Origin of the sequence: Pseudarthrobacter cremeus (assembly GCF_051857465.1) — a bacterium.
Lineage (GTDB): Bacteria > Actinomycetota > Actinomycetes > Actinomycetales > Micrococcaceae > Arthrobacter.
This window is the reverse complement of sequence record NZ_JBPZHC010000014.1, coordinates 16,159-35,497: the sequence shown is the minus strand read 5'-3', so window position 1 is coordinate 35,497 and position 19,339 is coordinate 16,159. Positions and strand designations below refer to the sequence as shown.

General features: G+C 65.5%; 20 protein-coding genes and 1 riboswitch. Of the genes, 17 read left to right on the top strand and 3 right to left on the bottom strand.

Annotation, left to right across the window (positions count from 1 at the left end):
- Window positions 1-244: 244 nt before the first annotated feature.
- The 5 genes from ACS5PJ_RS20070 to ACS5PJ_RS20050 all read left to right on the top strand — a co-directional run bounded on the left by ACS5PJ_RS20070 (window position 245) and on the right by ACS5PJ_RS20050 (window position 6,623).
- The gene (locus ACS5PJ_RS20070) at window positions 245-4,051 is read left to right on the top strand and encodes a multifunctional oxoglutarate decarboxylase/oxoglutarate dehydrogenase thiamine pyrophosphate-binding subunit/dihydrolipoyllysine-residue succinyltransferase subunit (RefSeq protein WP_439436624.1); all 3,807 of its coding nucleotides are present in this window, start codon (window positions 245-247) and stop codon (window positions 4,049-4,051) included.
- Window positions 4,052-4,171: 120 nt separating this feature from the next.
- Entirely contained in the window at window positions 4,172-4,771 is a 600-nt protein-coding gene (locus ACS5PJ_RS20065; protein ID WP_439436623.1) for a GDSL-type esterase/lipase family protein, read from the top strand.
- A 184-nt stretch (window positions 4,772-4,955) separates the two neighbouring features.
- Window positions 4,956-5,801: a DUF4097 family beta strand repeat-containing protein gene (locus ACS5PJ_RS20060; protein WP_439436622.1), complete on the top strand. Its 846-nt coding sequence runs from the start codon at window positions 4,956-4,958 to the stop codon at window positions 5,799-5,801.
- The gene (locus tag ACS5PJ_RS20055; protein WP_439436621.1) at window positions 5,801-6,412 is read left to right on the top strand and encodes a PadR family transcriptional regulator; all 612 of its coding nucleotides are present in this window, start codon (window positions 5,801-5,803) and stop codon (window positions 6,410-6,412) included. The genes ACS5PJ_RS20060 and ACS5PJ_RS20055 overlap by 1 nt, the downstream gene beginning before the upstream one ends.
- Before the next feature lie 136 nt (window positions 6,413-6,548).
- Complete coding sequence (locus ACS5PJ_RS20050) at window positions 6,549-6,623, top strand: 50S ribosomal protein bL37 (RefSeq protein ID WP_104061284.1); 75 nt, start codon at window positions 6,549-6,551, stop codon at window positions 6,621-6,623.
- Window positions 6,624-6,710: 87 nt separating this feature from the next.
- On the opposite strand, the gene rsrA is transcribed toward ACS5PJ_RS20050, so the two are convergent.
- Both rsrA and ACS5PJ_RS20040 read right to left on the bottom strand, forming a co-directional pair.
- Window positions 6,711-6,971 (bottom strand): mycothiol system anti-sigma-R factor, encoded by a 261-nt coding sequence (gene rsrA / locus ACS5PJ_RS20045; RefSeq protein WP_439436620.1) that lies wholly within the window; start codon window positions 6,969-6,971, stop codon window positions 6,711-6,713.
- Window positions 6,968-7,771: a sigma-70 family RNA polymerase sigma factor gene (locus tag ACS5PJ_RS20040; protein ID WP_439436619.1), complete on the bottom strand. Its 804-nt coding sequence runs from the start codon at window positions 7,769-7,771 to the stop codon at window positions 6,968-6,970. The genes rsrA and ACS5PJ_RS20040 overlap by 4 nt, the downstream gene beginning before the upstream one ends.
- Before the next feature lie 356 nt (window positions 7,772-8,127).
- Between ACS5PJ_RS20040 and ACS5PJ_RS20035 the strand changes: the two genes are divergently transcribed.
- From ACS5PJ_RS20035 to ACS5PJ_RS19985, 11 genes are all read left to right on the top strand, one after another.
- Complete coding sequence (locus ACS5PJ_RS20035; RefSeq protein WP_439436618.1) at window positions 8,128-8,643, top strand: DoxX family protein; 516 nt, start codon at window positions 8,128-8,130, stop codon at window positions 8,641-8,643.
- Window positions 8,644-8,649: 6 nt separating this feature from the next.
- The gene (gene aroA / locus ACS5PJ_RS20030) at window positions 8,650-10,044 is read left to right on the top strand and encodes a 3-phosphoshikimate 1-carboxyvinyltransferase (RefSeq protein ID WP_439436617.1); all 1,395 of its coding nucleotides are present in this window, start codon (window positions 8,650-8,652) and stop codon (window positions 10,042-10,044) included.
- Entirely contained in the window at window positions 10,028-11,143 is a 1,116-nt protein-coding gene (gene rsgA / locus ACS5PJ_RS20025) for a ribosome small subunit-dependent GTPase A (RefSeq protein WP_439436616.1), read from the top strand. Before aroA ends, rsgA begins: the two co-directional genes overlap by 17 nt.
- Window positions 11,144-11,197: 54 nt before the next feature.
- Window positions 11,198-12,022, top strand: a complete 825-nt coding sequence (gene hisN, locus ACS5PJ_RS20020) for a histidinol-phosphatase (protein ID WP_439436615.1) — start codon at window positions 11,198-11,200, stop codon at window positions 12,020-12,022.
- 157 nt (window positions 12,023-12,179) lie between these two features.
- Window positions 12,180-12,293, top strand: a riboswitch (SAM riboswitch).
- A 36-nt stretch (window positions 12,294-12,329) separates the two neighbouring features.
- Window positions 12,330-13,748 carry an aminotransferase class V-fold PLP-dependent enzyme gene (locus tag ACS5PJ_RS20015; protein ID WP_439436614.1) on the top strand — a complete coding sequence of 473 codons (1,419 nt, stop codon included), beginning with the start codon at window positions 12,330-12,332 and terminating at the stop codon, window positions 13,746-13,748.
- 112 nt (window positions 13,749-13,860) lie between these two features.
- Window positions 13,861-14,619 (top strand): class I SAM-dependent methyltransferase, encoded by a 759-nt coding sequence (locus ACS5PJ_RS20010; protein WP_439436613.1) that lies wholly within the window; start codon window positions 13,861-13,863, stop codon window positions 14,617-14,619.
- Window positions 14,620-14,644: 25 nt separating this feature from the next.
- A complete protein-coding gene (locus ACS5PJ_RS20005; protein ID WP_439436612.1) occupies window positions 14,645-15,358 on the top strand; it encodes a metal-dependent transcriptional regulator in 714 nt (237 codons plus the stop codon).
- Window positions 15,359-15,373: 15 nt separating this feature from the next.
- Window positions 15,374-15,778, top strand: a complete 405-nt coding sequence (locus ACS5PJ_RS20000; protein ID WP_439436611.1) for a fluoride efflux transporter FluC — start codon at window positions 15,374-15,376, stop codon at window positions 15,776-15,778.
- Window positions 15,775-16,173 (top strand): fluoride efflux transporter FluC, encoded by a 399-nt coding sequence (locus tag ACS5PJ_RS19995; RefSeq protein WP_439436610.1) that lies wholly within the window; start codon window positions 15,775-15,777, stop codon window positions 16,171-16,173. The genes ACS5PJ_RS20000 and ACS5PJ_RS19995 overlap by 4 nt, the downstream gene beginning before the upstream one ends.
- 101 nt (window positions 16,174-16,274) lie before the next feature.
- Window positions 16,275-16,643: a hypothetical protein gene (locus ACS5PJ_RS19990; protein ID WP_439436609.1), complete on the top strand. Its 369-nt coding sequence runs from the start codon at window positions 16,275-16,277 to the stop codon at window positions 16,641-16,643.
- 103 nt (window positions 16,644-16,746) lie between these two features.
- Window positions 16,747-16,881 carry a hypothetical protein gene (locus ACS5PJ_RS19985; RefSeq protein ID WP_354145950.1) on the top strand — a complete coding sequence of 45 codons (135 nt, stop codon included), beginning with the start codon at window positions 16,747-16,749 and terminating at the stop codon, window positions 16,879-16,881.
- A gap of 5 nt (window positions 16,882-16,886) precedes the next feature.
- Here the strand turns inward: ACS5PJ_RS19985 and ACS5PJ_RS19980 are convergent, their stop codons facing one another.
- Window positions 16,887-17,873 (bottom strand): S1C family serine protease, encoded by a 987-nt coding sequence (locus ACS5PJ_RS19980; RefSeq protein ID WP_439436608.1) that lies wholly within the window; start codon window positions 17,871-17,873, stop codon window positions 16,887-16,889.
- A gap of 264 nt (window positions 17,874-18,137) precedes the next feature.
- On the opposite strand from ACS5PJ_RS19980, the gene ACS5PJ_RS19975 reads away from it, so the two are divergent.
- Entirely contained in the window at window positions 18,138-19,337 is a 1,200-nt protein-coding gene (locus ACS5PJ_RS19975; RefSeq protein ID WP_439436607.1) for an acyltransferase family protein, read from the top strand.
- Window positions 19,338-19,339: the final 2 nt, after the last annotated feature.

The window sequence follows — 19,339 nt, the reverse complement described above, 5'->3', positions numbered from 1 at the left end:
GACTGGTCCGTCGGCGCCCCTGGAAACGCCTCAACGGAGCTGCCCGGCCCACTGTCTGAACGCCATAAATGGGCATCTTCGCGTCATTCCATGATTTGGGTCACCCTTATTGGCAGTTAACACACGATGCTCATTAGACTGGCAAAGGTCTGGGTTCAGAGGACGCAGAGACTGGTTCGAATGTTGTGCTGCGGCACCTTGGCGACCAGAGAGAAATCAAACTCATGGAAGAGGCGTATTTCAAGTGCCAGAGCAGCCTAGCCACCGTCTACCCGAGGAATTTGGCGGAAACGAGTGGCTCGTCGATGAACTGTACGAGCAGTATCAAAAGGACAAGAACACCGTGGATGCCAAATGGTGGCCCCTGTTCGAATCCTTCGACTCAGGCAGCGGATCGTCCTCCAACGGGAGCACGGCAACTGCCGTAGCCAACCCCGCCACCCGTGAGATGCCTGCCGTGCCTCCGGCACCTCCCGCTGCGGCACCCGCTCCCGCGCAGCCCGCAGCACCGGCCCGCGCCGCTGCCCAGCCCGCTCCGGCCGCCCCGGCACCGGTAAAGAAGGCCCCGGCAACGGTAGCCCGCGACGGCGGGAAGAAAACCGAGGCAGGCACCGGCACGCCGCCGATCCCCGCGCAGCTGCCCAAGAACGTCAAGGCACCCACTGCCCCTGAAGAGGACGTCGTTTCCATCCTTCGCGGCCCGGCCAAGGCCATCGCCACCAACATGGTCACCAGCCTTGAGGTCCCCACCGCCACCAGCGTCCGGGCGATTCCGGCCAAGCTGCTGATCGACAACCGCGTGGTCATCAACTCCAATCTGGCCCGCGCCCGTGGCGGCAAGGTTTCCTTCACCCACCTGATCGGCTACGCCGTCATCCGGGCCCTTTCCCAGTTCCCATCAATGAACGTCTACTACGACGAGATTGATGGCAAGCCGGTCGCCGTCCAGCCCGCCCACGTGAACTTCGGCATTGCCATCGACATGCCCAAGCCTGACGGAACACGCCTGCTGATGGTTCCCAACATCAAGAAGGCGGAGACCCTCAATTTCTCCGAGTTCTGGCACACGTATGAAGACCTCATCAAGCGCGCCCGCGCCGGCAAGCTGACTGCTGACGACCACCAGGGCACCACGGTTTCCCTTACCAACCCCGGCGGAATCGGCACTGTCCACTCCGTGCCCCGCCTGTCCAAGGGCCAGGCCGCCATCATCGGCGTCGGCGCATTGGACTACCCGGCCGAGTTCCAGGGCGCCAGCGAGAAAATCATTGCGCACAACGCCATCAGCAAGGTCCTCACGCTGACCTCCACCTACGACCACCGCGTCATCCAGGGTGCAGGCAGCGGCGAGTTCCTCAAGCTCGTCCACCAGCTGCTGCTCGGCTCGCAGAACTTCTACGACGAAATCTTCGAGTCCCTGCGCATTCCGTACGAGCCGGTCCGCTGGAGCCCCGACCTGCAGGTCGACCCTGCTGACGAGATCAACAAGGTCGCCCGGATCCAGCAGCTGATCCACTCCTACCGAGTGCGCGGCCACCTGATGGCGGACACCGATCCCCTGGAGTATGTCCAGCGCAAGCACCCTGACCTCGACGTCCTCACCTACGGCCTGACGCTGTGGGACCTGGACCGCGAGTGGCCCACCGGCGGTTTCGGCGGTGCACCCATGCTCAAGTTCCGCGACATCCTGGGCGTGCTCCGTGACGCCTATTGCCGCACCACGGGCATCGAGTACATGCACATCCAGGAGCCGGAGGAACGCAAGTGGTTCCAGGACCAGCTGGAGCACCCGTACTCGAAGCCCAGCCGCGAAGAACAGCTGCGCATCGTCTCCAGGCTGAACGCGGCCGAAGCATTCGAGACCTTCCTGCAGACCAAGTTCGTCGGCCAGAAGCGCTTCTCGCTTGAGGGTGGCGAATCCCTGATTCCGCTGCTGGACGCCATCATTTCCGACGCCGCCGACGACGGCCTGGACGAGGTCGCGATCGGCATGGCCCACCGCGGCCGCCTGAACGTCCTCACCAACATCGCCGGCAAGACCTACGCCCAGGTCTTCCGCGAATTCGAAGGCACCCAGGATCCCCGCTCCGTGCAGGGCTCCGGCGACGTCAAATACCACCTCGGCACCGAAGGCACGTTCACCTCGGAAAACGGCAACGAGACCAAGGTCTACCTGGCCGCCAACCCGTCCCACCTCGAGGCAGTGGACTCTGTGCTCGAAGGCATTGTCCGGGCGAAGCAGGACCGCCTGGACCAGGGTGAGGCCTTCCCGGTCCTGCCCATCATGGTCCACGGCGACGCCGCGTTCGCCGGCCAGGGTGTGGTTGCCGAGACGCTGAATCTCTCCCAGCTCCGTGGCTACCGCACGGGCGGCACCATCCACGTGGTGGTCAACAACCAGGTGGGTTTCACCACGGCACCGTCGTCGTCGCGCTCCTCCACGTACTCCACCGATGTCGCCAAGATGATCCAGGCGCCGGTATTCCACGTGAACGGCGACGACCCCGAGGCAGTGGTGCGCATCGCGCAGCTCGCCTACGAGTTCCGCCAGCGCTTCCACAAGGACGTTGTGATCGACATGGTGTGCTACCGCCGCCGTGGCCACAACGAGGGTGACGATCCCTCGATGACCCAGCCCATGATGTACAACCTGATCGAAGCCAAGCGCTCCGTCCGCAAGCTGTACACCGAGGCACTCATCGGCCGCGGCGACATCACCGAGGAAGAAGCCGAGCAGCTGCTGCGGGACTACCAGGAACGCCTGGAGCGGGTCTTCGCCGAGACGCACGCTGCCCAGACCTCCCCGATTCCGATCATCACCGCGGACTCCGCTGCCGTCTCGGACCTGGAGCGACCCATCGCCCAGCAGTCCGACTCCGGCACCAACGCCCCGGTCTCCACCGCCATCTCCCCGGAGACGCTGGCACGGATCGGCCACGCCCACATCGAGATCCCCGAGGACTTCACGGTCCACGGCAAGCTCAAGCAGCTCCTCGAAAAGCGCGAACAGATGTCACGCGAAGGCGGCATCGACTGGGGCTTCGGCGAGATTGCGGCCTTCGGCTCGCTCATCATGGAGGGCGTGCCGGTCCGGCTCGCCGGCCAGGACTCCCGCCGCGGCACCTTCGTCCAGCGGCACGCCGTGTTCCACGACCGCGCCAACGGCAACGAGTGGCTGCCCCTGGGCCACCTCTCCGACAACCAGGCCAAGCTGTGGATCTACGACTCCCTGCTGTCCGAATACGCCGCAATGGGCTTCGAATACGGCTACTCCGTGGAGCGGCCGGACGCGCTGGTCCTGTGGGAGGCGCAGTTCGGTGACTTCGTCAACGGCGCCCAGACCATCATTGATGAGTTCATCTCCTCGGCCGAACAGAAGTGGGGCCAGCGTTCATCCCTGGTGCTGATGCTGCCGCACGGCTACGAAGGCCAGGGACCGGACCACTCCTCCGCCCGCATCGAACGGTTCCTGCTGATGTGTGCCGAGGAAAACATGATTGTGGCCAACCCGACCACGGCGGCATCGCACTTCCACCTGCTGCGCCGCCAGGCGTACAGCCGGCCGCGCAAGCCGTTGATCGTGTTCACGCCCAAGCAGCTGCTGCGCCTCAAGGCTGCCGCTTCGTCCGTCGAGGACTTCACGACCGGTGCCTTCCGCCCCGTGATCGGTGACCATGAGCAGTTGGCTGCCAACGCCGTCGAACGCGTTCTGCTGGTCTCCGGCCGTCTGTACTACGATCTTTTGTCCACCCGGCAGAAGACCGACGACAAGACCACGGCGATTGTCCGCGTGGAGCAGCTGTACCCGCTGCCGCAGGCGGAAATCGCAGCTGAACTGGCCAAGTACCCGAACGCCGAGGTCATCTGGGCGCAGGACGAGCCCGCCAACCAGGGACCCTGGCCGTTCATGGGCCTGCACCTGCCGGGCGCGCTCGACCGCCAGGTCCGGCTCGTGTCGCGTCCTGCATCGGCCTCCACTGCTGCGGGATCCATGAAGCGCCACGCAGCCGAGCAGGATTCCCTCCTCAAGCAGGCATTTGCGCGGAAGTAGCCACGGTGGCTGCCCGGCCGGACGTCGAAAAACCAGACTCCGGCCGGGCAGTTCTGTTTAATGGGATAAACCATAGCCACGCCGGGTGGATTCACCCGGCACGGACGTAAAGAGGGACTTGTGGAAGACAGGAAGCTGCGACTCGCAGCTGTAGGAGACGAATTGCTGGCCGGGCTGGGCGATCCCAGGGCGCTCGGCTGGCTGGGCCGTGTACTGGCCCGCACTCCGCAGGACGGCATGGCCATGGAAAGTTATGCCCTCCCCTGTCCGCAAGAGGGCACCGAAGGCCTGGCCGCGCGCTGGCTGGAGGAAGCAGGGCGGCGGTTCGGCCAGGACCACGAAAACCGCCTGGTGATCGGCCTCTCCGGACGGGACATCGAGTTCGGCCTGTCCACCGCCCGGAGCCGCCTGAACCTGGCCAACATCCTCGACACCGCCTCGCAGAACCGCATAGAGGTGTTCGTCGTGGGTCCGCCGCCCACCCTGGACCCCGAACAGAACCGCCGCCTCGCCGAACTGAACACCGCATTCGCCGACGTCACCACCCGGCGCAAGCACCTCTACGTGGACACTTTCTCCCCGCTGCTCAACCACGAACAGTGGCGTCAGGACCTGGCTGCGAACGCCGGCACCCCCGGCCAGGCCGGATACGGCCTCATGGCATGGCTGGTGCTCCACCGCGGCTGGTTCCAATGGCTGGGACTGGCGGCACCGGAGTAGGCCACCAACCCTCTCGCATGTGCTGCTCCAAACCGGCCATCCCTCTCTCACCACCTGCGAGAGCGTTGCGGGAAAACGCGCAGTAAGTGAGAGAGCGTCCAGTTCGCGATATATCTTGACCCGAAATGTACTCCGGAGTATCTTGGGTCTATCAATCACGATATATCGCGGTCTTGGAGGATTCATGCCGGAGAACAACTGGACCGTGACAGGTCCGCAGACAATTGACCTGGACGCAGTTAAATCCCTGAAGCTGGGCATGGTCCGCGGGAGGTTCGACGTCGTCACCCACTCCGATGACGTTACCCGGGTGGAGATCACCGAGGTCCAGGGCGATCCCGTCGCGGTGTCGCTGACGGATGGCCGGCTTGAGGTCCGCCACCAGCTGCATGGCCCGCAGGGCTGGTTCAAAAACCTGATGGGAACCGTCAACCACAACAGCAACAACTCTGCAGTCATCAGCATCGCCCTGCCCGCCGGCATTGATGTGGAAGCAGGCACGGTCAGCGGCGACGGACTGGTTTCGGGCATCAGCGGGCACACCCGGCTCAACACGGTCTCAGGCTCGGTCATGGCGGACGGCACCTCCGGGGACCTCCACGTCAACACCGTCAGCGGCGAAGTCATCGTGCGAAACCACGACGGCGTCCTCACCGCCAAGAGCGTGTCCGGCGAGGTCACAGCGTCCGGCCGTTTCAGCAACATCCGGGCCAACACGGTCAGCGGCGACATGAGCTTCGACCTCCTCAGCTTCACCAACGACTTCGGCGCCAACTCGGTTTCCGGCGATCTCACCATCAGGCTTCCTCACGACGTCGGGGTGGACATCGTGGCAAAGTCCGCCGGCGGCGGCGTGGTGGTGATCGATGACCACAAGTACACGCAGCCCGGCGGGAAGCTGGAAACCATCGCCGGACCGGACGGCAAGCTCATGCTGGTCCGGACCAACTCCGTCTCCGGCAAGACGTCCATTTTCCATGGCCAGCCGGCGCGGAACGGGGAAGCCGAAGACCCTGAAGCAGCATACTGATGCCTCCCGTATTCGCCCATGGTGCGCTACGGCTTTACCTGCTGGCACTGCTCGAGTCCGGGCCCAAGCATGGCTATGACCTGATCAAGGCGTTAAGCGAACGGTTCGGCGGCACCTACTCCCCCAGTGCCGGAACCATCTATCCCAGGCTGGGCAAGCTTGAAGAAGAAGGGCTGGTGGTTACCGAAACAGCAGGCCGCCGGACCAACTACCGGATCACCGAAGCCGGGCTCGCAGAACTGAACAAGCGCCGGGACGAGCTCGCCGGCGTCGAAAATGACATTTCCGCCTCGGTCCGCCGCCTGGCCGACAATCTGCGTGCGGACATCCGCGCCAACATGCGCGGCCTCCGCGCTGACCTTGCCGCTACGGCCGAGGCCGCGCGTTCCACTGCGCGGGCCGCTGATTTCAGGAACGTGGGCAGGCAGCCCACCGAGGGGATCCGCGAGCTCAAAGAGGCTGAAATGCTGCTCCAGGCATTCCGGGACGACCTGCGGGTGGAGCTGCGGCTGCAGGCAAGCCGGCAGCCCCTCAGCCCCGTGACACTGGAGACGGTCAAGACGGTGTTGGACCAGGCGCGTATCTCCATCCGCAATTCACTGCCCGGCTGAGCCGCCGCGCAACTGTCCGCCGCGCAACTGTCCACACCACAACCGTCCACCGGCGCGTCCGGTTTCACGGCCTGTCCCATGGTGTGGGAGACTTGAGGGCAGCTCTTTTGAGTACCAACATTTAAGGAGGCCAGCTATGAGCAAACGTGCACGCAAACGTCGTGACCGTAAGCGTGGCGGCGCGAACCACGGCAAGCGCCCCAACGCCTAAGCAAAAGCTTGGAACATCGGTTTAAGCGAAGGACCCCGGAAGCCACACGGCTTCCGGGGTCCTTCGTCTTTGGTTCTGCGGCGCCGGTCAGGCGTCCACGGGACGGATGGCGTGGATCCGGTCCAGGATTGCGTTCTTCAGGTTCTCCGGGGCGGCCTCGGTACAGGAGCGCTTGACCACTTTGCGGATCACACACTCCAGGTCGTACTGCTGGGTGCAGTCAGGACACTCATCAAGGTGGTGCTTGATCTCCGTGATGTCCTCGCGGGTCAACGCCCCGTCGAGGTACTCGTAGATGCGTTGCATCCGCGTATCATCGCAGTCGCCCAATCCTTGGCAGTCGCTCATTTCCGGTTCTCCTGTTGTGTATTTGCCGCCGTGTCCTGTGTTTCGACGGCACCCTTAAATCCTCGTTCGGCGGCGTATTCCGCCAGCATGTCCCGCAGCATTTTCCGGCCGCGGTGAAGCCTGGACATCACCGTGCCGATGGGCGTGTTCATGATGTCCGAGATTTCCTTGTACGCGAAGCCCTCCACGTCGGCAAAGTACACCGCCAGCCGGAACTCCTCCGGAATGGACTGCAGCGCGCGCTTGACGTCGGTGTCAGGCAGGTGGTCCAGCGCTTCGGCCTCCGCGGACCGAAGTCCGCGGGAGGTATGCGACTCGGCCCGGGCAAGCTGCCAGTCTTCGATGCTGTCCGAGTTCGACTGCAGCGGCTCACGCTGCCGCTTGCGGTAAAGATTGATGTACGTATTCGTCAGGATCCGGTAGAGCCAGGCCTTGAGGTTGGTACCGGGCTTGTACTGGTGGAAAGCCGAAAACGCCTTGGTGTAGGCCTCCTGCACCAGGTCCTCCGCGTCTGCGGGGTTCCGGGCCATCCTCATGGCCGCCGAGTAGAGCTGATCCACGTACTGCATGGCATCGCGCTCAAAACGGATCCGGCGTTCCTCGGTTGATTCAGTGGCCACATCCACGGCCTGCTCGGCCGAACCGGGCGCGTCCGGTGCCGTGACTGCAGCTTTCGGCTCAGCGGCTTCCGGCTCAGCAGCACCACGCCCAGCCGGTACAGGCTTGGCATTATTGCTCGCTTTGGCTTCGCGTCCGGAGGCCTCATACATGGCCTCAACGGCCGGATCCAGGGTGCTCATTGCGTTCAAGTCTACTGTGACGGCTTTCGCGCGCGGAGTTCCGTACTCCGGAGGATCGGATTCCAGAGTGTTCAGTACTACGGGGCCCGAAGGGTCTGTCCCGTCCAACAGCGACCTCAAGGGCAACTCCACTCTGTGTCAGGCCACTCCGCGTAAGGCCAGTTCCAAGCACTGGCCACTGATGAAGAGGCACGTATCTCTGGCGGCAATTCGTTGCCAGTCAATTCTTCGGGCCGCCCGCGTTCGGTGGACCCGCAATCCATAACCCCACGTGGCAGGCAAATATTCCCCAAAAGTGCAAGACTAGAACCGACTTCGCCGCATTCGACGCGGTTCGTCCAGCCAGGAGGAAACCCATGTCCTTTGTCCGTAATCTCGCCCGCCCCATGCTTGCCTCAAGTTTCGTCGCCGCCGGGCTGGACAAGCTCAGGAACGCCGACGACACCGCCCAGCAGCTTTCACCGCTCCTGAAGAAAGCAGCGGCGTCGTTGCCCTTCAGGACCGACGAGCGGACGCTGGCACGGGTAATCGGCGGAACGCAGGTTGGTGCCGGGGTGCTGTTTGGACTGGGCAAGTTCAGCCGCCTCTCGGCAACACTGCTCACCGTCATTTCGCTGCTGAACACGTTCGTGGAGTGGCGCAGCGCAGACATCAGCACCAAAGCCGGCCGCGAGGCCCGCCGGAACCAGCTGCTCAAGAACGTGTCGCTCAGCGGTGGTGCCCTGCTCGCGTCGGTGGACACCGCCGGTAAGCCGGGCCTCGCCTGGCGTGCCGAGCACCTCGCTGCGGATGCCAGGAAAACCACCGGCAAGCAGCTGCACAAAGCGGACAAGGCTGTGCGGCGTGCAGTGGAGCAGGCAACGGGGGCGTAAGGACGGATGACCGGTTCCACCCCTACAGCTTCCGCCGCTTCCCCTGAAACCGTTCCGCACTGGCCGGCCCCCTTCGCCAGCCGGCCGATCAATGCCACTGTCACGGTGCCGGGTTCAAAGTCCCTGACCAACAGATTCCTGGTGCTTGCCGCACTGGCTGACGGTCCGTCACGGCTCAGGGCTCCCCTGCACTCCCGTGACTCCGCCCTGATGATCGATGCGCTCCGGCAGTTGGGTGCCACCATCACCGAGGTGCCCGGCGACGGCGCCTTCGGGCCGGACCTCGAGGTCATTCCGCTGAGCCAGGAGGCGCCGTCGTCACGGGCGCACATCGACTGCGGGCTGGCGGGAACGGTGATGCGTTTCGTTCCGCCGCTGGCCGCACTGCGGAACGGCGTGAGCGACTTCGACGGCGATCCCCATGCCAGGAAACGTCCCATGGGCACCATCATCGATGCCCTGAAGGGCCTCGGCGTGGCCGTGACAGCGGACGACGACGGCGGCGCACCCGTTTCGCTGCCCTTCAGCGTTGCGGGCACCGGGACTGTCCGGGGCGGCCACCTCGTGATTGACGCCAGCGCGTCCTCACAGTTTGTGTCGGCCCTCCTGCTGGTGGGTGCGAGGTTCACCGAAGGGCTCCACCTCGAGCACGTCGGGGACACCGTACCAAGCCTGGACCACATCAACATGACGGTGGCCGTGCTCCGCAGCGTGGGGGTCTCGGTGGATGATTCCGTGCCCAACCACTGGGAGGTGGCCCCCGGACCCGTCCGCGCGTTCGACCAGCGCATTGAACAGGACCTCTCCAACGCCGGCCCCTTCCTGGCCGCGGCCCTGGCTACGGGCGGAACGGTGCGGATCCCGGACTGGCCTGCGGGAACCACCCAGGTGGGAGATCTTTGGCGCAGCATCCTGACGGAGCTGGGCGCAGAAGTAAGCCTGGTGGACGGTGTCCTGACAGTTACCGGCGGACGTGAGATCAAGGGCGGCAACTTTGCGGAGACGAGCGAGCTCGCCCCCACCGTCGCGGCGCTCTGTGCCCTCGCCACCGGGCCTTCACGGCTGACCGGCATCGCCCACCTCCGCGGCCACGAGACGGACCGGCTTGCAGCACTGGTGACCGAAATCAACCGGCTCGGCGGGGATGCCGAGGAGACCAGCGACGGCCTGGTGATCCGGCCGGCAAAGCTGCGCGCCGGCGTCGTCCACACCTATGCGGACCACCGGATGGCCACCGCCGGCGCCATCCTGGGACTGGCTGTGCCTGGCATGGAGGTCCAGGACATCGGCACCACAGCCAAGACCATGCCGGAGTTCCCCCACATGTGGGCGGACATGCTCGCCCAGGGCGGATCCACGGTTGACGGCGCGGAAGGTCCCAGCAGTGGCGCGCAGCACTGATTCCTGGGACGAGTCCGATGTCCGGATCCGGCCCAGCAAGAAAGGCTCCCGGCCGCGCACCAAGGACCGGCCCAGCCACGACGACGCCGTCACCGGCCGCATCATCACCGTTGACCGCGGCAGGTACACCGCCATCGTGGGCGAGGGCTCCGGCGACGAACGCGTCATCATTGCCGCGCGCGCCCGCGAACTGCGGCGTTCCCCCGTGGTGGCCGGCGACTTCGTCTCCCTTGTCGGGGATGTCTCCGGCGAACCCGACACCCTGGCCCGCCTGGTCCGGATCCAGGACCGCCGGACCCTGCTGCGCCGCAGCGCGGACGACACCGATCCGATCGAGCGCGCGGTGGTGGCCAATGCTGATCAGTTGGTGGTGGTGGTGGCCGCAGCCAACCCGGAACCGCGCACCGGCTTTATCGACCGCGCCCTCGTGGCAGCGTACGATGCCGGCATTGAGCCGTTGCTGCTCGTCACCAAGGCCGACGTCAAGGACCCCGCTGAACTGTTGTCCAACTACGAGCACCTGGACTTTCCGGTCATCATCAGCCGGACGGCAGACTCAGCCGCCTCTGGCATCGACGCCCGCTCGGACGACGGCCTCTCTGCGCGGCTGGACAGCGACGCCGTGGAGCAGCTGCGGGCCCACCTGGACGGCAAAGTGACGGTAATGCTGGGCCACTCCGGCGTCGGCAAGTCCACCATGGTCAACGCGCTCACCGGAGCCGAACGGGCCACCGGCGGCGTGAATGCGGTGACCGGCCGCGGCCGCCACACGTCGTCGTCGGCCCTGGCTTTGAAACTGACCGACGCCCCGGCGGGCAGCTGGATCATCGACACCCCGGGCATCCGCTCGTTTGGCCTCGCCCATGTGGACCCGGACCGGATCATGCGCTCGTTCCCCGACCTTGAGCCGGGAACCGACGCCTGCGAACGCGGCTGCAAGCACAACGCAGCCGCCGTAAACTGTGGCGTCGATGCGTGGGTTGCCGCCGGCAAAGCCGGCCCCACCGGCCCGGCCCGGCTCGCGTCGCTGCGACGGCTGCTGGGTGCAGATCCGCGGCTGGAAGGCCAGGAAACCAAGGAACTGGGCAGCATCAGCTAGCTGCTGAACGCCCGCCTCCCCGGCTCCGCAGCCCGGAGACGGTAGTTTGTAACCATGATCCAACCCGCTTCGAGCTACAACGATGACCTGCGCCTCGCACATGTGCTGGCCGATTCCGTGGATGACCAGACCATGAGCCGCTTCAAGGCACTGGACCTGCACATCGAGACCAAGCCTGACCTGACACCGGTCACGGATGCGGACAAAGCCGCAGAGGAAGCCATCCGCGGCCAGCTGTCCCGCTCGCGTCCCCGCGACGCCGTCCTTGGGGAGGAATTCGGCAGCTCCGGCCACGGGGCACGCCGCTGGATCATCGATCCCATCGACGGCACGAAGAACTTTGTCCGGGGCGTTCCGGTCTGGGCCACCCTGATCGCGCTCGTTGACGAGGGCGAACCCGTGGTGGGTGTGGTCAGCGCACCCGCCCTGGGGAAGCGCTGGTGGGCCGCCAAAGGGGCCGGGGCGTACATGGGCAGGTCCCTCGCCGCTGCAACCCGCCTTCGGGTTTCGGACGTGTCCAGGCTGTCCGATGCCTCCCTCTCCTATTCAAGCCTGGGTGGCTGGAAGGAGCGCGGCAACCTGGACGATTTCCTGGGCCTGACCGAGGACGTCTGGCGCACCCGCGCGTTCGGCGACTTCTGGTCTTACTGCATGGTGGCCGAAGGTTCGGTGGACATCGCCTGTGAACCGGAGCTGAACCTGTACGACATGGCTGCGCTGGTCCCCATTGTGGTGGAAGCCGGCGGCCGTTTCACTTCCTTGGAAGGAGTGGACGGGCCGTTCGGCGGCAACGCCCTGGCCACGAATTCCATCCTGCACTCCGAGGTCCTCAAACGGCTGAATCCGGGCCTGGACGATCTTCTCCAGACCGCTCCCTAGAACCCCATACCGAATTATCTGCGGCGGGCGCCTCCTCCGGGGGGCGCCCGCCGTCGTTTGTTCGAAGAATGGGACCCCGCCCAAATTGCGCGTAATAAAGTCCTTAACATTCGGCCGGGCTTCTTTCCCCCGGCGGCGATGTCCTACGCTCTTAACAGGTCACGAGTGCCAGCGCTAAACCCCGGTTTGCTGGCCGGCAACCCTCCATTCGCGGTGGGGTGCCCCGGGTGACGACCAGGCCGGTCCGGAACGGACCCGGCAAGCGCGGATTCCCGGGTAACGGGTGTCCTTTCAAAGTGAGGTCTCCGTGACAACTGCCACTGTCTCCCCCGACTCCGTCTCCACAGTCCACGCCGCTAACACCGATGTGCCCGCCCTCGCCGGACGCCCCCTGTCCGCCGTTACCGGCGCAGAAATCCAGGCCCCGCTGATCCAGGGCGGCCACATCCGCTACGCCAACCTGGATTACGGCGCTTCCGCGCCGGCGCTCTCCGTGGTGTCCGCCTACCTGAACGAGATCCTGCCGTTCTACGCCAGTGTCCACCGCGGGGCCGGCTATGCATCGCAGATCAGCACCTCCGTCTACGAGAACGCCCGGAACATCGTGCGCAACTTCGTGGGCGGCCGCCCGGACGACTCCGTGATCTTCACCCGGAACACCACCGACTCGCTGAACCTGCTCGCCGGCTGCCTTCCGCTGACGGACGGGCGGCCAAACGGCGATGTCCTGTACCTGGACATCGAGCACCACGCCAACCTCCTTCCGTGGCAGGGCGTGCCGCACCGCAGCGTGGTGGCTGCCGACACGATCGCGGGGACCATCGAGGTTCTCCGCGCTGAACTCGAGCAGGGAAGCGTCAGCCTGCTCGCGGTCACGGGTGCCTCCAATGTCACCGGCGAAATCCTCCCCATCCGCGCCCTTGCTGCCCTGGCCCACGAGTTCGGGGCACGGATTGTGGTGGATGCGGCGCAGCTCGCTCCGCACCGCCGGATCAACATCGGCGCGGACGACGTCGACTACATCGCCTTCTCCGGGCACAAGCTCTACGCGCCCTTCGGGGCGGGTGTCCTGGTGGGGCGCACCGACTGGCTCGACGCAGGCACACCGCACCTTGCCGGCGGCGGCGCCGTCCGCGAGGCACGGCTCGACGGCGTCAGCTGGGCCACCGGCCCGGCCCGGCACGAGGGCGGCTCCCCCAATGTCCTGGGCGCGGCCACCCTGGCCCGCGCCACCCAGGTCCTTGCGTCACTGGACCAGGAACGGTGGCACGCCCACGAGGCCGCCATCAGGTCCTTCCTGGTGGCAGGGCTGCAGAAGATCGACGGCGTCACCGTCCACCAGATCTTCTCGGACACGGATGCTGAGACCGGCACCATCGGCGTCGTGAATTTCTCGGTAGCGGGCTACGACGCCGGACTGGTGGCTGCCTACCTGTCCGCAGAACACGGCGTCGGCCTGCGGGACGGCCGCTTCTGCGCGCACCCGCTGCTCAAGCGCCTCGGCCTGCCCTCGGGTTCGCTCCGTGCCAGCTTCGGCGTGGGTTCACGGCTCGAGGACGCCCAGCGGCTCCTTGCCGGCATCGAACAGCTACGGAGCACGGGCCTGGGCTGGGATTACGTGGTGGATTCGGGGCGCTGGGTTCCTGCCAACGACACCCGCACATACCCGCACTGGGCGCCGAACACGCCTGGCACCGCCGGGGCGGCCCCCTGCATTGATGACTGACTTTTCCTGAAGCAGCAGGCCGCGATCAGGCGGCTGCGGGGTCCCGAACCTGGCGGCCCTCCCATGCGGTAAATTCGAAGGATACCCAGGGATCAGTTGAAGGAGGCCGCGAGTGGCACGGGGTGGCCCCAGGCTTGACCACGGCCGTCGCCGGGAGCTCGGCCAGAGCTTCCAGGACGGCGGCGAACACTACCAGCGGGTCCGCCCCGGCTACCCCGGTGAATCAGCTGACTGGCTGATCCCTGCCGGGGCCAGGTCCGCCGTGGACGTGGGCGCCGGCACGGGCAAGTTCACCGCCCTCCTGCTGGAACGCGGCCTCGCAGTCTCAGCGGTGGACCCCTCCACCGACATGCTCGAACAGCTGCGCGCCCATTACCCTGAGGTGTCCGCAACCCAGGGGACAGCAGAGGCGACCGGACTCCCAGACTCTTCGTTCGACGTCGCCAGCGTTGCCCAGGCCTGGCACTGGTGTGATCCGCTGCTGGCCAGCGCGGAGCTGGCGCGGATCCTCCGCCCCGGCGGAACACTGGGCCTGATCTGGAACCAGCTGGACACGTCCATCCCGTGGGTCCACCGGCTGTCCCGCATCATGCACGCGGGCGATGTCTACAAGCCCGGGTTCCGCCCAGTGGTGGGGCCCGGGTTTGAAGGCCTGGAGAGTCACCTCACCCGCTGGGAGGACAGCTTGAGCACGGCGGACATCATGGAGCTGACGAAATCCCGCAGCTACTACCTGCGCGCCGGGGAAGCCATCCGGGCCAAAGTCCTGGCGAACCTCGACTGGTACCTTCACGAGCATCTGGGCCACGCCGCCGGGGAAGACATCACCCTGCCGTATCTGACGCTGACATGGCGGGCTGCCAAGGCCTGATGGCACTACCGGGTAGGCTTGTGCCGTGAAGACCAGCGCGCCCTCCTCCTCGATCGAGGACTACGTCAAGGTCGTCTACGGCTTTACGGAGTGGCAGGACAAACCCATCACCTCCTCACAGCTCGCCCAGCGCCTGGGCGTCGCGAACTCATCAGTTTCGGAGATGGTGCGCAAGCTGAAGGACCAGGGGCTGGTGGACCACAAGCCGTACAGCGCCATCACCTTGACCCCGGCCGGCGTGCGGCTGGCCCTGTCCATGGTGCGCCGCCACCGCCTGATCGAGACCTACCTTGTTCAGGAGCTCGGTTACAGCTGGGACGAAGTCCACGACGAAGCCGAACTGCTCGAACATGCGGTGTCGGACACGTTCATTGAGCGGATGGCAATCAAGCTGGGGAACCCGCAGCGTGACCCCCACGGCGATCCCATCCCCACTGCCGACGGCACTGTCCTGATGCCCGATGCCCGCCTGATGGGCGAGCTTGATCCAGGGCACACAGGCCGCATCACCCGCATCAGTGACGAGAATCCGGATCTTCTGCGGTACCTCGCTGCGGAAAAGATCGACCTCGACGCTGAGGTGGAGGTCCTGGGCCGCAGGCCGTTTGGTGGTGCCCTGATGGTGCGGATCACCAGCTCCGGCAGGACCCGCGACTACGATCTTGCGGATGAAGTTACCGCAGCGCTTTGGGTCCACAGCGGCCACCCCCACCTGGGCTGCGTCCTTGGTAGCCGCTGAATGAAGAACGCCGGAATGCCTGACTGGCGCGCCTGGCTGGCGGTGGCCGCAGGCGGCCTGGCAGGGACAGAACTCCGCTACGGGCTGGGGCTCGTCTTCCCGGACCCAGCCGGCGCCGTCCCCTGGACCACCCTGTGCATCAACGTGGCTGGAAGTTTTGTACTGGCCGCCCTCACCACCATGTGGATCGCCCGGCCTGCCACCGCCTTCTGGCTCCGCGCGGGCCTGGGACCGGGCGTGCTGGGTTCCTTCACCACCTTCTCCGCGGTGGTTTTCTCCGTTGACAGGCTTGCCAGGGCCGAAGAGCATCCTGTGTGGATTGCCTATTTAGCCCTGTCCTTGCTGCTCGGCCTTGGCGCTGCGGCGGGCGGCTGGCGGGCGGGGCGGCTGCTGGCTGACCGGCTGCGGGTTGCCTCATGATGGCCGCTGCGCTGGTCGGCGCATTCGGGATGGCAGGTGCCCTGTTGCGTTTTGCCGTCGACAGCTGGTTTGCCCACCGGGCCGGCCGCCGCGCCGCTGTCAACGCCTTCGGCACACCCCGGCACTGGCCGTGGGCGACGCTCTCGGTCAATGTCGCAGGATGCCTCGTGATCGGGCTGTCCATGGGGATCACCGGGCGGCTCGGCCTGGGTTCCGAGTGGCAGGCAGCAACCGCCACCGGGCTCGCCGGCGGGCTGACCACCTTCAGCTCATGGACGACGGCGACTGTCCGGCTTCTGAGTGAGTCGCGGTTCGGCGCGGCGGCACTCAATGTGGGCGCCAACCTGGCCGCGGGTTTCGCCGCTGCCGCCCTGGGCATCGCCATCGCTTCCTAGCCCAGACGCTTCGCCCTGCCCTGGCGCCGCCGTCGTTATGCATTTACAGCGATTCATTGGCCGCACAGCCGGTTTGGCGCAGTCCCGTATCGTTGACTGTGATGATTAGCAGACGCGACGCGGCAATTGCCCTAGATGTACCGATGGAAATGGCGCAGCGCCATGGCATCCCCAAACGCCTGACCGAAGCCGAGCTCAGCGAAATCCTGGACAATCCCCCGGCCTGGCTGACCCAGTCCCGTGCGAACCGGACAGGCAAACGCCCGGTGTGGGTCCATCTCGAGTGTGCCGTGTGCGGGTATGAAGAAGCGGCCCGCCCCAAAAAGTGGTGGCCGGAATTCACCTACGTGGTCTGTGGACACCATGCGCCAAGTGACGTTCCGCCTGCCCGGCAGGGCCTTGTCAGGAGCGAGTTCGACGGCGTCGGGACCCGCTTTGTGGGCATCGCGGACGTATCGGTTCCGGACTGATCCAGGGCTGATTTCGGACCGGTTCAGGGCATTACATTCGGGCACGAAAAGGCGTATTTTACGAAGAGGGACGCTGCCTGTCCCCCGTTGTAAGGAGCACGCCATGCCTGACAAGACACCCCACCAGAACCTGTCGAAGAAGCCGGTTAAAACCATCAAGGAGAAACGCGCGGAGAAGAAGGCCAAGAGCCCCGAAGGTGCCCAGGATCCTGTAGCGCACCTGAAGAAGCGCCGGTAGCTGGATTACCCGCCGTTCTCTGCCATTTCTTCGGGGACGGCCGCCAGGTTCAATTCCTTGCCGTCCCTCAGGACGCTGATCTGCAGGTGCTGGCCGATTGCATCGGCGAACAGAAGTTTCTGCAGGCTTTCCGCGTTGCTGACGGGGCGGCCTCCGGCTGTCATGATGATGTCGCCCGCCTGCAGGCCGGCGCGGTCGGCCGGGGAACCAGCCAGGACCTCCACCACCCTTAGCCCGTCGCGTTGGCCGGTCCTGATCACGGCACTGGCGTTGAGGCGGGTGGGTGTGCTGACAACACCCAGGTAGGCGCGCCTGACGCGTCCGTCCTTCAGCAGAGCCGAGATGATACGCCGGGTTGTGGCGTTGATCGGTACGGCCAGGCCCAGCCCGGCCCCGGCCACCGCCGTATTGATTCCCACGATGCGGCTGTGCGCGTCCGCCAAAGCGCCGCCGGAACTGCCGGCATTGAGTGCCGCGTCGGTCTGGATGACGTCCTCAATCACCCGCCGGTTTCCGCCCGACCATACGGGGATGGCCCGGCCCAATCCGCTGACCACTCCTGCGGTCACTGATCCTGCCAGCCCCAAGGGATTGCCCACCGCGATGACAAGTTGGCCCACACGGAGCGTCTCGGCGTCGCCGAACTGTGCCGGGGCCACCTTCGGTGCCTTGCCGCGGACCACCGCGAGATCGGACAAGGGGTCCACCCCCACCAGTTCAAGATCGGTCCGGCTGCCGTCGGCAAAGGAGGCGTGGCCGTGGTGCGTGCCGGCCACGACGTGCGAATTCGTCAGAAGGTAGCCGTCCTCGGTGAAGAGGACCGCAGACCCGGCGCCCACGCGGAAGCGTCCGTTCCGGCGGCTTCCGGTCATTTCGATGGCCGCGACGTGGGGTGTGACGGTGTCGGCCACCCGCATGACCGTTTCGGAGTATGAGTCCAGCGGATCGTCGTCGGCCGCTGGTGGTGGACCGGGTTTACGCAGCTCGTCCATGGCGCACCTCCTGGTGTTACCGGACCCGGCACCTGCGCTCGGGTCCTACGGCGTACAACGACGGAGGCCCGGCAACTAGTCCCGGAGGTGTTACGCCATAGGTGAACGACAGGGGCCGTTATCGGAGTGGGCCCTGTAACCGGCACCTCGGGACGCAAGCGTCGCCAAAAAGCCGATCCCCTAGTCCCCAAAGAGGGGGTACCTATCCACCCCATAATCCCGGGCAGCAGGGGAAACCGGCCGGACCCGTTGCTAAGTTTGATCATGACCTTGGGCCAGACTGGCGCAACGCATTCCGGGCCGGCGGTCGGGTCCCGGATCGACTGGATCGACGCAGCACGTGGGCTATGCGTCATCGCAGTGGTTCTCTTCCACGTCGGCTACTGGCATTTTCTCAAATTCGAGCACGCCGGCAGCATCGCCTTCGCGTTGTGGGAAACCGTGGCCATTGCGCTGGGCTCCGTGCGGATGCCCCTTCTTCTTGCTGTATCCGGGATGCTTGCTGCATCCAAGATCCGGAACGGGTTCGGCAATGGAAAGGCGATACAGGCCGGCCTGACCAATTACTACCTTTACGCCGTGTGGCTGCTTGTCTACGCACTGCTCAGTATTCCCGCTGCGATGACCGGCGCCACTCCCCGCGTCGGAACGGTCGGCGACTTCTTCCTCCAGCTTGTCGTGCCTGACACTCCGCTGTGGTTCGTTTTCGCCCTCGCCCTCTACATACCCCTGCTTACCCTTTGCCGAAAGCTGCCTCCGGCTGTTGTGCTGGCCGCACTGGCGGTCGTCCGGATGCTGACGGTCCTGATTCCGGGCAGTGATTCCGGTCAGTGGGCCAAGGTCCCCGAACTCGCCTTCTTCTTCGCCGTTGGAGTCTACGGTAAAGCGCTTCTGATCCGCCTTGCCGAAGTCCGCAGATTGTTCCATGCAGCCGTCGCGATTCCGGCCTTCCTTGCGCTATCAGGATTGTCGCTCGCATTGGATCTGGCGCCGGTTGCAGATCAGGCTCTCTTTATCCTGCGCGGCCTGGCAGCCATCGTGGCCCTCGTCGCGGTTATCAGTACCCTCACCAGGAACCGTGGGATAGCCGCAGCGGGCTCGTGGGTCGGAAAGCGGACACTGGGCGTTTACGTACTGCACGTCCCGGTTCTGGACGGCATTGTGTTCGCCTTCCAAGGTCCACTGGCTCCAGCCGCCCCGGTCATCGCAAACTCAGCCACGATGGCCCTCACCTACCCACTCGCCTTGACCGCGGTCGTCGCGTTGGCATGCATGGCATTGGAGTACCTCTTGAAGAAATGCGGGCTCGGCTTCCTCTTTCGCCGTCCGCAGGCCAAGACGGCCGCACGCCACCGGCAGCCGGTGCATCCGGCGCGGTGGGACCGCTCGTCGACGAAATCCGGGCAAAGAAAAACACCCCGGTCCGAAGACCGGGGTGTTACCGATGACTCGGCTCATCCGTGAAG